The organism is Micromonospora violae (genome assembly GCF_004217135.1).
GTDB classification, from domain to species: Bacteria; Actinomycetota; Actinomycetes; order Mycobacteriales; family Micromonosporaceae; genus Micromonospora; species Micromonospora violae.
This window is the reverse complement of sequence record NZ_SHKK01000001.1, coordinates 3,180,063-3,194,666: the sequence shown is the minus strand read 5'-3', so window position 1 is coordinate 3,194,666 and position 14,604 is coordinate 3,180,063. Positions and strand designations below refer to the sequence as shown.

Annotated in this window: 13 protein-coding genes; 2 read left to right on the top strand and 11 right to left on the bottom strand. The window is 71.2% G+C overall.

All coding sequences use genetic code 11. From position 1 onward, the window contains the following. Nucleotides 1–610 precede the first annotated feature (610 nt). Together EV382_RS14155 and EV382_RS14150 are read right to left on the bottom strand one after the other, a co-directional pair. Complete coding sequence (locus EV382_RS14155; protein ID WP_165435790.1) at nt 611–1,105, bottom strand: GNAT family N-acetyltransferase; 495 nt, start codon at nt 1,103–1,105, stop codon at nt 611–613. A 116-nt stretch (nt 1,106–1,221) separates the two neighbouring features. Further along, nucleotides 1,222–3,183 (bottom strand): hypothetical protein, encoded by a 1,962-nt coding sequence (locus EV382_RS14150; protein ID WP_130402202.1) that lies wholly within the window; start codon nt 3,181–3,183, stop codon nt 1,222–1,224. A gap of 188 nt (nt 3,184–3,371) precedes the next feature. On the opposite strand from EV382_RS14150, the gene EV382_RS33805 reads away from it, so the two are divergent. Then, nucleotides 3,372–3,503 (top strand): hypothetical protein, encoded by a 132-nt coding sequence (locus EV382_RS33805; RefSeq protein WP_279636471.1) that lies wholly within the window; start codon nt 3,372–3,374, stop codon nt 3,501–3,503. A gap of 112 nt (nt 3,504–3,615) precedes the next feature. On the opposite strand, the gene EV382_RS14145 is transcribed toward EV382_RS33805, so the two are convergent. The 6 genes from EV382_RS14145 to EV382_RS14120 form a co-directional block, all read right to left on the bottom strand. Continuing rightward, a complete protein-coding gene (locus EV382_RS14145; protein ID WP_130402200.1) occupies nt 3,616–4,116 on the bottom strand; it encodes a MauE/DoxX family redox-associated membrane protein in 501 nt (166 codons plus the stop codon). 3 nt (nt 4,117–4,119) lie between these two features. Continuing rightward, entirely contained in the window at nt 4,120–4,431 is a 312-nt protein-coding gene (locus tag EV382_RS14140) for a S24/S26 family peptidase (RefSeq protein ID WP_130402197.1), read from the bottom strand. Next, nucleotides 4,428–6,206 carry an ABC transporter ATP-binding protein gene (locus EV382_RS14135; protein WP_130402195.1) on the bottom strand — a complete coding sequence of 593 codons (1,779 nt, stop codon included), beginning with the start codon at nt 6,204–6,206 and terminating at the stop codon, nt 4,428–4,430. The genes EV382_RS14140 and EV382_RS14135 overlap by 4 nt, the downstream gene beginning before the upstream one ends. Nucleotides 6,207–6,209: 3 nt before the next feature. Then, a complete protein-coding gene (locus EV382_RS14130; protein WP_130402193.1) occupies nt 6,210–6,692 on the bottom strand; it encodes a thioredoxin domain-containing protein in 483 nt (160 codons plus the stop codon). A 70-nt stretch (nt 6,693–6,762) separates the two neighbouring features. Next, nucleotides 6,763–6,999, bottom strand: a complete 237-nt coding sequence (locus EV382_RS14125) for a hypothetical protein (RefSeq protein ID WP_130402191.1) — start codon at nt 6,997–6,999, stop codon at nt 6,763–6,765. Between the two features lie 65 nt (nt 7,000–7,064). After that, on the bottom strand, nt 7,065–9,983 hold the full coding sequence (locus EV382_RS14120; protein ID WP_130402189.1) for an AfsR/SARP family transcriptional regulator: 2,919 nt from the start codon (nt 9,981–9,983) through the stop codon (nt 7,065–7,067). A 344-nt stretch (nt 9,984–10,327) separates the two neighbouring features. Here EV382_RS14120 and EV382_RS14115 point away from each other — a divergent pair, with 344 nt between their 5' ends. Further along, nucleotides 10,328–10,786 (top strand): hypothetical protein, encoded by a 459-nt coding sequence (locus EV382_RS14115; RefSeq protein ID WP_130402187.1) that lies wholly within the window; start codon nt 10,328–10,330, stop codon nt 10,784–10,786. A gap of 58 nt (nt 10,787–10,844) precedes the next feature. Here EV382_RS14115 and EV382_RS14110 read toward each other — a convergent pair whose 3' ends face one another. The 3 genes from EV382_RS14110 to EV382_RS14100 form a co-directional block, all read right to left on the bottom strand. After that, nucleotides 10,845–11,429 carry a DoxX family membrane protein gene (locus EV382_RS14110; RefSeq protein ID WP_130402185.1) on the bottom strand — a complete coding sequence of 195 codons (585 nt, stop codon included), beginning with the start codon at nt 11,427–11,429 and terminating at the stop codon, nt 10,845–10,847. Nucleotides 11,430–12,070: 641 nt separating this feature from the next. Further along, complete coding sequence (locus EV382_RS14105) at nt 12,071–13,795, bottom strand: sensor histidine kinase (RefSeq protein WP_244236680.1); 1,725 nt, start codon at nt 13,793–13,795, stop codon at nt 12,071–12,073. A 100-nt stretch (nt 13,796–13,895) separates the two neighbouring features. Further along, nucleotides 13,896–14,486 carry a DoxX family membrane protein gene (locus tag EV382_RS14100; RefSeq protein WP_130402183.1) on the bottom strand — a complete coding sequence of 197 codons (591 nt, stop codon included), beginning with the start codon at nt 14,484–14,486 and terminating at the stop codon, nt 13,896–13,898. Between the last annotated feature and the right edge of the window lie 118 nt (nt 14,487–14,604).

The following is a 14,604-nucleotide window of genomic DNA, read 5'->3' as shown; positions in this document are numbered from 1 at the left end:
GGTGTCGGTGCCGTCGTTGCCGGTCGGCCTCTGCAGCCAGCACCGGCGGTTTCGGCGTTGGGACCACCGTGCCGAGTCGACCGTGAACGGACCTTGGATCCACCTTGGACGCCGGCCTCGCCCCGCCCGCGATGCTCGTCGTATTCGTCTTCATCGAGGGCGGTGCTGCTGCTGGTCGCGCTGATGAGGTGGCGCAGGGTGTCCGGTTCGCAGGAGAGGACGGTGGTCAGGCTGGCGGCGTGGGCGGCGGTGGGCAGATGACGGCCGGCGAGGATGTCCATGGTCACGGTGGTTGCGATGTCTGCCCGGGTGGCGCCTGCGTGTCGATCGTGGCGACGAGGAGTACGTTCAGGCGCCTCGCCGACCCAGCTGCGGTGGGTTGTGGCCGGGCGGGCTGAACCATTTCTGAACGACCAGGGCGAGCACGAAGACACGCTGGGCCCTGCCGTGCTGGCGTCGGCCGGGATCCCGTTACCTGAGAGGCGAATCTCACCTGCAACCCTCTGACCAGGGATTCCTGCTTGGTGAACTCTTCGGCGTGCCCGGAAGCGTCAGAACCGTGGCTCCGCTTCACAGGCCGACGACGTCCGCTCATGCCCATGAGGGTGCGTCATGCAGTGACCCTCCTACCCAAGAGTCGACCCGAATCCGCATACCCGTGCCGACCATAGAACCGCACGGCGCCAGCGTTCCGGTGATGGATCCCGGCGGACAGATAGCCAATCCCTTGGGCCGCAGCCCAATCCTCCGCCGCCTCGAGCAACATCGAACCGATCCCTTGGTTCCGCGCCTCATCCGTTACCACCGTGTGGATCTGCGCCGAGGGCTCAGGCCGCAGGATCTGATGGTCCGGCGGGTCCGGGTTGCGTACCACCTCGACCATGCCGACCAGCCGGCCGGCGACCTCCGCGACCAACACGGCATGCCGTGTCGTGTCCTCGGTCAGCACCGCCGAGAAGTGGCGCACCACCGCTTCCGTCTCCGGTATGCGGTAGACCTGCGGATCTAGGACGAGATGCGCCTCAGCGTTTGACTCACGCATCCGTACGAGCGACCCGACGTCGGCCAGAACTGCCGGTCGCACCGTGATCTTCTCGCCTCCCATCCCTGCGAACCTACGCGATCGCAGTGCGGGTGCGTCGTCCGCCACCGCAGCATTCCGATGCATGGATCTGTCGCTGTTTGAGGGCGCCTGTCGAGAGTTGGCCGAGGAGGAAAGTTCTACCTACGCTGTATCGGGCGGCCTTCCGGGGTCAAGCCGAAGCGCAGGATGGTTTCGCGTTGCGTATCGTCGAGGCCGGCGACCGGCCAGTCTCGCAACGCCCGGAGGGCGAAGCCGTCGCCGCACACCACCGCTCGTAGCAGCTCAGCAGGGTCTTCTTCGCGGGCCAGCATTGCCGCCCAGTGCCGGGCACCCCGCCGGCTGAACGTCGCCAACTCTCGCAGGGCCCGTCGATCGCCCCGCCGTTCGTAGAGCATGGCCAGCCGCCGCCGGACGTAGGTGTCGTTCGAGTTGATTGCGTGGTGCAGCAGTCCCTCAAGGTCGTCGGCTTCGAGTAGGGCGTCCGCGCGGTTCCGGGACGGGCTGCTGAGGTTGAACTTCAGCGTCGGCGTTGGCGGCGACGGAGGTGTTCGAGGAGGCGGCGGCAGAACCCGGGGCGGTTGGCGTGGCGGCACAGACAGCCGGGACTCAGCCTGTTTCGCCCGCTGCGCGAAAGCCGACGCCTGCGGGAAAAGGAGCCGATCGCGGGCCTCTTGCGCCAGTCGGCTGAATTCTTCCCGGCCGAAGTCGGCCTCTGCCAGCGCGGTCCACACCCCTGCGGGGAGCGGCTCGTAGTGCCGCTGGAGGCGGGCGTAATCCAGCAGTGGATCGAACAGCCGGTACCCGGTAGCGCCGGGCAGCGGCGGCGCCAGCGCCCACACGGCGTCTTCCAGCGGAGTTGTCGCCTTCCGTAACGCTGGCTCGAACCAGTCGTCGGTGCTCGGCGGCCGTGTGAGGTAACACGCCGAACAACTCGTTAGCAGGTCACGGGTCAGCGGCGCGCCGCCCGGCACGCCGATGCCGAGCCGAGCCAGATCGATCGCGGCGGTCAGCACGGCACTCGTCTGCCGCTCATGCGCGTTACGCCACAGCCCGAGCGCCCACTTGGCACCCGCGAGTATCTGCGACGGGCTGAAGCCGGTCTGCTGGAGTGCGGCGGCCAGCACCCGGTCGGCGGCGGCGAGACGGGCAGCTTCATCGAGTTCCGCCCCGGTCCAGTCCTCACTGACGTGCACCACAGCGCCAGTCCTTCTGGCGAGTTCCCGGAGTTGCCGGGGCGACTCGGTCTCCGGCTGATGCCACATGGTGACAACAACGATGCGCCGTCCGACCGCTCCGCGCTGGTCGAGCACCGCGAGGGCGGTCTCGGCGAGCTGAGGAGGGTTGTCCGTGAGATCCAGATTATCCAGCCATAGGACGCAGTCTCCAGTCGGCTCGTCCCCGTCGTTCAGTCGTTGGATCTGGCGTCGGTCGCGCAGATCCACAAGAAACCAGTCGCCTAGTTCTCGCGACACCGCCTCCCACGCCGAGCGTGACTTGCCGGTGCACGACCGCCCCACCACGAGGACCGCACCCGATTCTCGCTGCACCGCCGCGCGCAAGGTGCCCAGCAACGCGTCGTCGTGCTCCCGCGTGACATAGGTCGGAGGCAGCTGCGGCTCGCGCTGGCCCTGCATCCATAGCGTCAGCGGCGACGTCGATGGCGGCAGGAACACGGCCGGGTGGACACCCATGTCCACGGCTGTGCGGTCACGCACCAGCGGCCAGGGCGCAGCGCCAGCCGGTCGGACGGGCGTGTCCAGTACCTGGCTCCGCGGCCGTCCCGCCTCCTGCGGCCGATTCGCCGCCCGGGCGGCCTGAAGCAATTCCCGCCACCAGGGCCACAGGCGTTGCGGGCGCTGAGCCCTGCGCTCAGCGATCGGCTGCAGGTACTCGATCAGAAACTTGATGGCAGGCTCACTGCGGGGCACCGACCTGCCGCGGAACCAGTCGCTCAGCGTCTTCTCGTTGAGCGTGATCCCTTGCTCGTCCGCCGCTCTGATCAGCACCTGGCGTCCCGGTAGCCGGGCACCGTCGTACAGGGCTTGCAGTTCCGCGGCGAACCGGACGACCCCGGCCGGCGCCTCCCTGACGATCTTCACGCGGCCGGTTCCTGAACATCAGCGCCGGCTCCGGATCGGATCCGGACTGGATCGAATATCGCCATGCCTGGCCTGCGCATACGTGAACCGTAGCGGAGAGAACCCAACCGGAAAACCTCCCGAAGAGGAGAACAGAAGACGCCAGCCGGCCGGCTTGCTCCCTGTTCCTCCGACTACGGGAGACACCCATGCCCAGCAATACCGGCAACACCCCGAGCACCAGGTGTCAGCTGCTGCTCGCCGCAGTCCGCGGCCTTGCGGCTGGAACGGCCCGCGCGATCGCGGGCTGGGTCATCGAGCAGATCCTCGGCGGGCACTGAGTCGTGCGCGGCGCCGCCCACTCCGGCGGCGCCGCGCGCCTTCAACTCGGCAAGCAGGCCGTTGGGCCACTCTGCACCTCGCGCCGCGGCCACGCCCGAGGCCCCTGCGAGGTCACGTGCGGCTGGCGGCGCCGAACAGGTAGCGCAGCTCGTCCAGCATGACGACCAGCACGCCGACGGCCAGCGCGGCGGCACCGGCCAGGACCGCCTCCCCGGGGCGTACCGCACCGGCCGGCGCGAGCGCGCCGGCGACGGCACAGGCGACGAGGAACGCGTTGCGCCACACGTGGTGCCGGCCCAGGGGCGCGGTGGTGCGGCCGAAGCAGCGGCAGGTGCCGCCGCCGCGCCGCAGGTTGGCGACGATGGCGGCGGTGAAGGTGAGCAGCAGGGCGCCCGAGGCGAGGAACCCGGCCAGCGGGAACACCGCCAGCAGGACCACGGCGGTGAACTCGGTGGCGACCACGGCCGCGGCGAGCGGGCCGGCGGGCCGGTAGCCCATGTCGCGCACGGAGCGCGTGAACTCGCGGTAGGCGTCGCGGCCGGAGACCTTCCCGACCGCCGCCGCCAGCAGGACCGTGCCGAGCAGCACCCGGCACCCGATCTCGACGTACATCTGTCATCGCCTCCCTCTGACCACGCCGAGGACCGCCTCGGGTGGCACCGCGCCGAAATGCCGCGAGTCCTGGCTGTGGGTGTTGTCGCCCCGTACCGTGACGGCGCCGTCCGGTTCGATCCGGTGCACCCGTTTGACCATCCACGTCAGGTCCGCGGCGGGGACGACGTCGCGGGCCCGGAAGACGACGAGGTCACCGACGGCGGGCGCCCGGCCGACGCGGACGATGAGCCGGTCGCCGTCCCGCAGCGTCGGCGCCATGCTCTGCCCGCTCACCACCACCAGGCGCCAGCGGCGGCGCAGCCAGCCGGTCATGTCGCCGCCAGCTGATAGCCGTCCGCCTGCAGGCGGAAGAGCCGGGCGTACTCACCGTCGGCCGCCATCAGCTCGTCGTGCGTGCCCGACTCGACGACGCGCCCGGCGTCCAGCACGACGATGCGCCGCGCGTCGCGCAGGGTGCTGAGCCGGTGGGAGATCAGCAGCCCGGTGCGGCCGTGGCGGATCCGGGTCAGCGAGGCGTGCACGCGGGTCTCGGCGTCCGCGTCGAGCCCGGAGCTGGGTTCGTCCAGGATGAGCAGGTCGGCGTCGGCGCGCATCAGGGACCGGGCGAGCGCGACCCGCTGCCACTGCCCGCCGGAGAGCGTCACGCCGGGCTCGCCGTCCTGGCCGGCGAAGGTGCGGCTGAGCAGCGTGGCGTACCCGTGGGGGAGGGCGCGGAGGCGGTCGTGGATCTCGGCGCGCGCGGCGGCCTCGGCGACCTGCTCGGTCGTGTGCGGCAGTCGGCCGATGCCGACGTTCTCCTCGGCGGTGAGGTCGTAGCACATGAAGTCCTGGAACACCGCGCCCATCCGCCGGCGCACCGTCTCGATCCGCAGCTCGCGCAGGTCCACCCCGTCCCACGTGATCCGGCCGCGGTCCGGGTCGTAGAACCGGCAGAGCAGCTTGACCAGGGTGCTCTTGCCGGCCCCGTTGAGTCCGACGAGCCCGACGGCCTGCCCGGCGGTGATCGTGAGGTCGACGCCCCGCAGGACCCAGGGGCCGTCCTCGTCGTAGCGGAACCACACGTCCTCGAACCTGATCGCGGTGCGCAGCGGCGGCGCCGGCAGGGTCCCGTCGACCAGGTCGGTGGGGCTGTCGAGGACGGCGACGTAGTGCCGGAACAGCCGCATGGCGGCGCCGGCCTCGCCGAGCTGGGCGGCGATGCCGGCCAGGCCGCTGTGCGCCGCGGCGAACGCGGCCAGCAGGAGGGTGAGGTCGCCGAGGCTGAGCCGGCCACGGACCGTGGCGTTCACCGCGAACACCGTCGCGGTGAGGGTCACCGCGGCGCCGGCCAACGCCCAGCACGCCTGCACCGTCGTGGTGTGCCGGGCGGCGGCCAGCTCGATCCCGGCGGCCGAGCGCACCGCGCGGATGAGCCGGTCGTGGAAGAACCGGCCGAGGTGGTAGAGGCGCACCTCCCGGGCGGCGCGCAGGTCGGTCAGCACGGTCTGGAACAGGAACCGGGCCCGGAACAGGCTGGCGCTTTCCTCCACGGCCCGCGCGGTCCGCCGGGACAGTCGCAGTTGGATGAGGAAGTCGGGCACCGCCACGGCGAGCAGGAGCAGACCGGCCGGCGGCCAGAGGGACGTCAGGATCACGGCGAAGCCGCCGATGGTGACGACGTTCTGGGCCGCGTCGACCGCGAACATGACGACCACGTACGGCGCCTGGGTGGCGGCCTGCTGGGCCAGCGCCAGCCGGTCGCGCAGGGCCGGCTGCTCGAACGGGCCCAGCCCGACGAAGGTGTTCAGTTTCCGGTACAGCCGCACGTCGGCGGCGATCGTGATCGCGTTCTGCAGGGCCGTGGTGAAGTATCCGGACACCCGGCTGGCGATCGCCGCCAGCGCGCCCAGGACGGCGATCGCCACGGCGTACCAGGTGGCGGTCGACGGGTCGGCCGAGCGGCCCCCGCCGACCTCGTCAAACAGCAGCTTGGTGAACCACGCGACGCCGATCGGGGGCGCCGCGCCGATGACGACGAGGGCGACCGTGGCGGCGAGCGCCCTGCGGTCCGCGCAGCCCAGTCGCAGGGCGGCTCGCAGCGTGGCCACGTCTCAGGCCAGGACCGGTAGCTGGTGGCTGGAGGTGACGACGACGCCGTCGACGACCGACAGCACGGCGGGGAAGCCCTTGACCCCGAACTCCTTCTCGGCCTGGTCCTCGTTGATGGTCGCCGTGTCGAAGTCGGCCAGGCGGGGCGCCATCTCCACCGTGTCCTCCGGCATGCCGATCATGAACACGAAGGTGTCGTGGCGGTAGCGCCGGGCGTCCGCGGTGAGGGTGTCCAGGATGGTCTGGCACGGTGGACAGGTGGGGGTCAGCATGACCACCGTGCGCCGACCGGCGGTCAGGTCGACGTGCGGGAAGCCGGTGACCTCCAGGCCCGGGGCGGGCAGCACCTCGGGGGCGGCCCCGCCGTCGTGGGCGGTGGCGGTCTGCGTCTCCCGGAGCCGCCGGGCGAGGGCCAGGGTCAGGACGAGGTTGAGCACGGCGACAGCGCCGATCACGGCGATGGCGGCGTAGGCGAAACCCGGCATGGAAACTCCTCAGCGAGTCAGCGGGGGGTGGGGGCCGCGCCGACGGCGCGGCCCCCGAGGATGAGCCAGGTCAGCAGGCGCCGACCTTCTTGGTGTAGCAGATCGGCGACGACGTCGTGACCGAGCACACGCCGGTGCAGGACAGGGTGCTCCGCCGGTAGTAGCGGAAGTACGAACCGCCCGAGCAGTAGCCGTTGGACACCGCGCAGCACGACTGGCCGTGCTCCGGCACGCAGGCGCCGGCCACCTCGCGGCCGAGCACCTTGCTGAGCATCGCGTCGCCGACGCGGTTGATGAGCTTGGTCATGGCAGACCTCCTTGGTGGGTGACTGCCATCACTGTGCTGGGTGCCGCTGCGCGCGCCCTGCGCTCCTACTGCGCGCCGGCTGCGCTCCGCCAACGCGTCAGCGATTCGCGCAGGTCGTCGGCGTACGCGGAGTCGAAGTGCTCGAAGATGTGCAGCGCCTCCTCGCCCAGCGCGACGGCCCGGTCGTGCCTGCCGAGGGTGGCCTGCGCCCGCGCGAGCAGGTGCAGCGAGTTCGCCAGCGGGAACGGCTGCCCGACGCCGCGCAGCATCGCCACCGAGCTCTCCAACTCCACCACCGCCCGGTCCGCGTCGCCCTCCTCGAGGTGCGCCTTGCCGAGCAGCCGCCGGGAGATCGCCTCGCCCCACTCGTGACGCAGCTCGTGGAACGCCAGCACCGTACGCCGCAGCAGCCGCCGTGCCGCCTCGCCGTCGCCGGCCGCGAGGTGCGTCGCGGCCAGCGCCTGCTCGGCCGTGGTCATGCTCATCCGGTCGCCGAGCCGGCGCGCGGCGGCCACCGCCTGCCGAAGCTGCTCCACGGCTGGCGGCCACTGCTCGGCGTGCCGGTGCAGCAGCCCGATGGTCTCCCGCGCGAGCGCCTCGCCCCACAGGTCGCCGTCGTCGACGAAGACCCGCAGGGCCGCGGCGCAGGCCTCCAAGGCGAACGGGGAGGTGAGCCGGTACTGCCCCTGCTGCATGCCGAGGGCCAACAGCACGTGCCCACCGACGCGGCCGACCGGCCAGTGCGTGGCGCACAGCCGCACCATCACCAGCAGTGCGGCGTCCGCCTCCCGCAACCTACCGAGGTGGCGGCAGCACAGCGAGTAGCCCTGCAGGGCGACGAGGCGGTGCACCACCCACCGCCCGCGGCCGGCCCGCTGCGCCGCGCGCAGCAGCGGCACGGCTTCGGCGTGCCGGTTCAGCGACCGGTACGCCGTGCCCAGGTGCAGCCGCAGCGACATCCGGGTCGCCGACGGCAGCTCGGCATGGTGGTCGAGCACGGCGCGCAGACAGTCGACCAGTTCGGGCAGGTGTTGGCTGCGCATCGTCGCGAAGTTGCCCATCGTGCAGGCCAACCGCCCCGCTAGGTCGACGGCGCCCAGCCGCAGCAGGTCCTGCACCGCCGCGACCAGGTTCTCCCGCTCCGCCTCGAACCAGTCGACGGCCTCCCAGGCGTCGAGCGCCGGCCCCGCGTCGGCCACCGGCAGAGCCCCGCAGGGCAGCGACGCGTCGGCCCGCTCGGCGTACGCGTGCAGCCGTGCGTACCAGGCGACGACCTCGTCGACGGGGACCTCGGTGCGTTCCCGGGCGACGAGCCTGACCAGGTCGTGCATGCGTACCCGGCCGCTGGCGTCGTCGGTCAGCAGGTGGGCCCGGCACAGCTGCTCCAGCAGCGGCTCCGTGGTCTCGTCCCACATGCCGAAGCTGCGCAGCGACGTGCGGCTGAGCACCGCGAGCAGCCGCGCGGCGGGCTGCGGCAACCGCTCGAACCCGACGGTGAAGCTGCTGCGCACGTCGAGCCCGTCGAGGGAGAGTTCGTCGAGGCGGCGTCGCTCGTCGCGCAGCCGCTCGCGCAACCGCGCCACGGTCATCGCCTCCCGCTCGGCCAGCCGCACGCCAGCGATTCGCAACGCCAGCGGCAGGCGACCGCACAACTCCACGACGTCGGCGGCGGCCCCGGCCTCCCGGTCGATTCGTTCGCCGCCGGCGAGCCCGGCCAGCAGGTCCAGGCCGTCGTCGATCGGCAGCACGTCGAGCGGGACGACCTCGGCGCCCGCCAGCCCCGGCAGCGCCCCCGTGCTCGTGACGACAGCGCTGCCGCCAGGCGGCAGCAGCGGACGCACCTGCGCCGCGTCCGCCGCGCTGTCCAACATCACCAGCAAGGTCTGGTCGGCGAGCACGGAGCGGTACAGCGCCGCACGCTCCTCGGCTGCCGCCGGGATGGCCTCGCCGGCCACGCCGAGGGCGCGCAGGAACGCGCCGAGCACCGTGCCGGGCTGCGCCGGTTCCGGGGTGTTGCCGCGCAGGTCCGCGTAGAGGCACCCCCCGGGGAAGCGGTGCCGGCTCTCATGGGCCGCGCGCAGCGCCAGCGTGGTCTTGCCCGTTCCCGCGAGCCCGGTCACGACGATCACCTGGGCGACCCCGGCGACCGTCGGGGTGCGCCCCAGCAACGACAGCAGCAGCCCCAGCTCCTTGTCCCGCCCGACGAAGTCACCGGTGACTCCGGGAAGCTGGTTGGGGCGCACCCACCCCCGCGGGGGCGTCTCCTGCTCGCTGCCGAGGATCTCCCGGTGCAGTTGCCGCAGCTCCGGCCCCGGGTCGATGCCGTGCTCCTCCGCCAGCACCCGGACCCCGGCCCGGTACACGGCGAGCGCCTCCGCCTGTCGGCCGCTGCGGTGCAGGGCCACCATCAGCTGGCCGCGCAGCCGCTCCCGCAGGGGTCGGTCGCGGACCAGCGTGGTCAGCTCCGGCACGAGTTCCCGGTGCAGGCCGAGCGAGAGCAGTGCCTCGGCGCGCAGCTCTGTCGCGTGCTCGCGCAGCTCACGAAGCCGATCGCGCTCGTACTCGACGAGCCGCGACCCGACGTCGACGAACGCGTCGTCGCGCCAGCGCGCCAGCGCCCGGTCGAGCAGCTCCACGGCGCGGCGGGCATCGGCGGTGGCCGCGGCGGCCCCTACCTCGGCGGCGAACTCCGCCGAGTCGACGACCGCCACGGGGTTCAGCTGGTAGCCGGGCGAGCGGGTGAGGATCAGCTCCGGCTTCGCGCCGCGGCGGACCGAGGCGACGACCGCCTGGACCCGGTTGCGCGCCCCCGTGGGCGGATCGTACGGCCAGAGCCCGTCGATCAGGCGGTCGACGGAGACGATGCGTCCGTGGTGGGCCGCCAGGCTCGCGACGAGTGCCCGCTCCAGCGGGGCGAGCGACACGGCCACCCCGTCGATGCTCACCTCGATCCGCCCGAGGATGCCGATCCGATACCCGCGCACCGCGCAAAGCTAGCGCGGTCTGCGCCCTTCGTGACCGGACGTCCGGAACCCTCCCGGCGCGGAAAGCGCTTGTCACGACGTTCCGGCCCGAAGATCGTGACCAGAGCCACTGTCGGCCCGGTCGCGGGTGGCCGGTCCGGCGCGGTCACCGCGACGGGACCCTCACGCACCGTGCCGACCGGGTGTCATGCCGGGCCGGCGTCCCGTGTACTGCGGGGGCGGGGTCGTAGCGCGAGCCGTCGTCAGGACGCCGTGCGGATCCGGCGATCTTGGGATTCGTCCATTGTGGGATGATGGCGGCCCGTGCGCGCGGTCTCCGCGCGCCAGAGCAATTGGAGGTACGGGTGCGCGGATCAGCGCGACGACTGGCCGTCTCGATCGTTGCCGCTACCGTCGCGGCGGTGGGGCTCGCCTCGCCCGCCCGGGCGGCGACGAACCCGTTCACCGCGGCGCAGGCGTGCAACAACGACTTCGGTGGCTCGTGGGCGTACGCGAGTGACGGCCACCGGTCGATCAACGCCTCCGACGGCACGAAGGTGGGCGACGTCTACCTGTTGTACAACGGCGCGACCGGCTACAACTGCGTCGTCACCCTCAAGCGGGTGGCCCTCGGCTCGACGACCGGGCTGGCGGCGGGCATCCGGGTGGAGGGCGGTTCCTGGGTGGAGGACTCCGGGAACTACAAGTACTACGCCGCCATCCAGCGCTCCGCCGTCGACAAGTGCGTGATGTACCGCGGCGAGGTCATGTACTTCACCAGTTGGCAAATCGCCGGCCGGTACAGCTGGGGCAACTGCGGCTGAGCCCTGGACACGACCATGCCCGGCCGGTGCACCGGCCGGGCATTTGTGATCGCTTCGGTCAGATCAGCCAGCGGTTCTTCTGCACGAAGGGCAGCTTGGCCCACTGCCGACCCAGGCCCCAGGTGTGCCCGGCGTAGGTCAGGGCCAGCACGACGGCACCGATCGCGTAGACGAAGTGGTAGTCGGTGACCGGGTTGGTGGAGCCGCTCGGCTTGCCTGCGCTGGTGTGCTGGGCGAGCGGCCATTCAGCTGCCCACATCATGGCCATCATGACGCCGGCCGCCGCCGCGGCCAGGCGCATACCGATGCCGAGGAGGAGCGCGAGGCCGATACCGAGCAGGCCGAGCATGAACGCCCAGTTGGCCCAGGCGTCGCCGGCGATGCTGTGGAAGAAGCCCTGCAGCGGTCCCACCTCGACATTGGCCAGGAAACCCTTGGTCGGTGACCCACCGTTGACCCACGACTTCGCCGCAGGCGTCGCGTAGCCAAAGCCGAAGGTCTTGTCCAGGAACGCCCACAGGAAGACGAACCCGGTGGAGATTCGCAGCACGGCGAGGGCCCGGGCGGCGGTCTTGGTGAGCATGGCCCCGGGCGCCTCGACGTGTTCGAGGTGCGCCGCGTGGCGACGGTCGATGGTGGTCATCGTTCCTCCTCCATTGTTTCTTCCGCCCCTGACTCTGCTCCGGTCGACGCTTCGCCGCCCGGGTCGAACCACCCGACTCGCACGGGACCAAAGTCCTGACCGCTCGGCCGAGGTGCGAGGGTGTCACGGCAGCGGTTGCGCGTTCCCGGACACGGCGGCACTCCGTTCGGCGAGATGGCGTTTGATAGGTATGCGGTACAGCAACCTGGTGGCGCTGGGCGGCCCGACGTCGTCGAATCCTTCTGTTGTCGGCCCCCGGCACCACCGACCCGGGGCAGCACGGACAAGCCGGAGTGTCCTTGGGGACCTGAGTTGAGAAGGCTTTATGAGTGGCCGCATCAGCCACCGGCTGGAATGGACGTTCGCCGAGCCTCGGGTGCGGGGCGTCCGAAGCGGCCGGAAGGATCACAGGATGACGTCCCGCACGATGCGCGCCGTGGGTGTGACGAGCTGATTGAGGGCGGCGATGTCGGGCAGGTCGCCCAGAATCGTGGTCACCACGGCCGCGGCCGGCAGCGGAGCCACCAGCGGGCCGGCAGCGGAGCCACCAGCGGGCCGGCGGACTGGAGGCTGGTCCGGCCGACGAGGCGGCGTCGGCTGCGTGCCGCCCTCCGGCGATCGCCCGGATGGGGTAACCGTTCTCAACCGCCGGTCGGGACCCGCCAGGTCAATGTTGTCCCGGTACCTTCGCGTGCGGCGCTTACCTCGAAGCTGCCGCCCAGATCTTGGGCTCGTTCGCCCATGTTGACGACACCGCCGCGGGCGAGGGTCGGGTCGAAGCCTTTGCCGTCGTCCTCGATGCACATGACGACTTCGCCGTCAGCGGCCCGCAACGAGACCCGGGCATTGGTGGCTTCGGCGTGCCGGGCGATGTTCGACAGGGCTTCGCGGAGTACGGCGATCAGTTCGGGCTTGATGTCGTCGGGAATGGCGCTGTCCACCGGTCCGGAGGTGTCCAGGACGGGCCGGAATCCGAGCGTCTCGGCTGCCGTGGCCACCGCCTCGTTCACTTCGGCGCGCAGGGACGGGCCGGTCGGGGTGCGAAGTTCGAAGATTGAGCGGCGGATGTCCCGGATGGTGGCGTCGAGGTCGTCGACGGCGGCGTTGATGCGCTTGGCTACCTCCGGCCTGACGGCCTGGTGCACAGCGCCCTGTAGCTGCATGCCGGTGGCGAACAGCCGCTGAATGACCACGTCGTGCAGGTCCCGGGCGATGCGCTCCCGGTCCTCGAGTAACACGAGCTGCTGACGTTCCTCCTGAGCCCGGACCCGTTCGAGGGCCAGGGCCGCCTGCCCAGCGAAGGTCGACAGCTGTGCGGCGTCCTCGTCGCCGGATGATTGCCCGGGTGGTTGAGCCACGATGAGCACGCCGTGCAGGGTGTCCGGGCCGGCGAGCGGGACGGCCATTGCCGGACCGTCCGGCACCGGCCACGGCCACTCGATGGCGGCACGAAGGTTTTCCACGGCCCGGAACTTCTCCTTCCCGAACGCTGCGGCGGTGGCCGGCTCCACGGGAACGAGCTTGCCAGCGAGTTGGCCGTACGACGGATCGGCGCCGTCGGCCACCTCGATTGAGTATCTGGCGTTGATCTCGTCGTAGAGCATGACCATGACGAGCTGGGAGCCGGACACCTCACGGGCGCGCCGGGCAATCAGCCGTAGCGCCTCGGTGCGCTGGACGGTGCCGAGGAGCACGCTGGTGATCTCAGCGGTGGCGGCGAGCCAGCGTTCGCGGCGCTGGGCCAGTTCGTAGAGCCGGGCGTTGTCGATGGCCACTCCGGCTGCCGCGGCCAGCGCGACGACGATCTCCTCGTCGTCCTGGCTGAACTCGTCGGCGCCCTGTTTCTCGGCGAGGTAGAGGTTGCCGAAGATTTGGTCGCGGGTGCGAACCGGCACGCCGAGGAAGCTGTGCATCGGGGGGTGGTGCGGCGGGAAGCCGTACGAGTCGGGGTGCTTGGTGATGTCGGGCAGCCGCACCGGGCGTGGGTCGGTGATCAGCAGGCCGAGGATTCCGCGGCCGTGCGGCAGGTCACCGATCCCGGCGTGCACCGCCGGGTCGATGCCGTGGGTGATGAAATCGCTCAGGTCGGTGCGATCGGCGCCGAGTACGCCGAGCGCGCCGTAACGGGCGCCGGCGAGTGCGCACGCTGCCCCCACGATGCGCTGCAGGGTGCTGCGCAGGTCCAGATTCGTGCCGATGCCCACGACAGCGTCGAGCAGCGATCGCAGGCGCTCCCGGCTCGTCATCACCTCGCCGACCCGGTCGAGCATCTCCTGCAAGAGTTCGTCGAGCCGGACACGGGAGAGCGGGCTGAGCCCGAGCGACGGCCGTTCGATCCGGTCTTCCGCCGATGGATGGTCCACCATGACGCTGAGACTAGCGCGGACCACGGAACCGGCCGGACGGCCACGTCCGGCCGCGGGGGCGTGGCCGGACGTGGTGTGGCGTTCACAACTGCGCCTGGCGTCAGATGAGCCAGCGGTTCTTCTGGACGATGGGCAAGGAGGCCCACCACCTGCCTAGTCCCCAGGTTTGGCCGGCATAGGTCAGCGCCAGGACGATGCCGGCGAGGCCGTAGATGATGTGGTAATCCACGATCGGGTTGGTCGACCCGCTGGGTTCGCCACCGCTGGTGGTCTTGTCGAGCGGCCACTCGGCGGCCCACATGAGCAGCATCATGAGCGCGCCGCCGCCGGCAGCGAGGCGCATGCCGATGCCCAACGTGAAGGCGAGGCCGATGGCGAGCAGGCCGAGCATGAACGCGCAGTTGGCCCAGGCGTCGCCGGCGATGCCGTGGAAGAAGGTCTGCAGCCAGCCGGGGCCGACCTCGACGCCGGACAGGAAGCCCTTGGTGGGCGAGCCGCCGTTGATCCAGGCCCGTTCCGTGGTGGTGGCGAAGCCCCACCCGAACAGCTTGTCGAAGAACGCCCACAGGAAGACGAAGCCCGTGGCGATGCGCAGCACGGCCAGCGCTCGGGCCGCGGTCTTCGGGAGCATGGCGCCGGGGGCCTCGACGTGCTCCAGTTGAGTGGCGGTGCCCCAGCCGATGGTCCTCATGGTGCCCTCCTTCATCGATGTCTGTGCCTCGAGAATGCACCGGTTCAGGGCGCGCATCCCGAGCCCATCTACCTGATGTGAACGGGACGAAGGTCCCGTCCTGCTGTGCGCCGGGCGG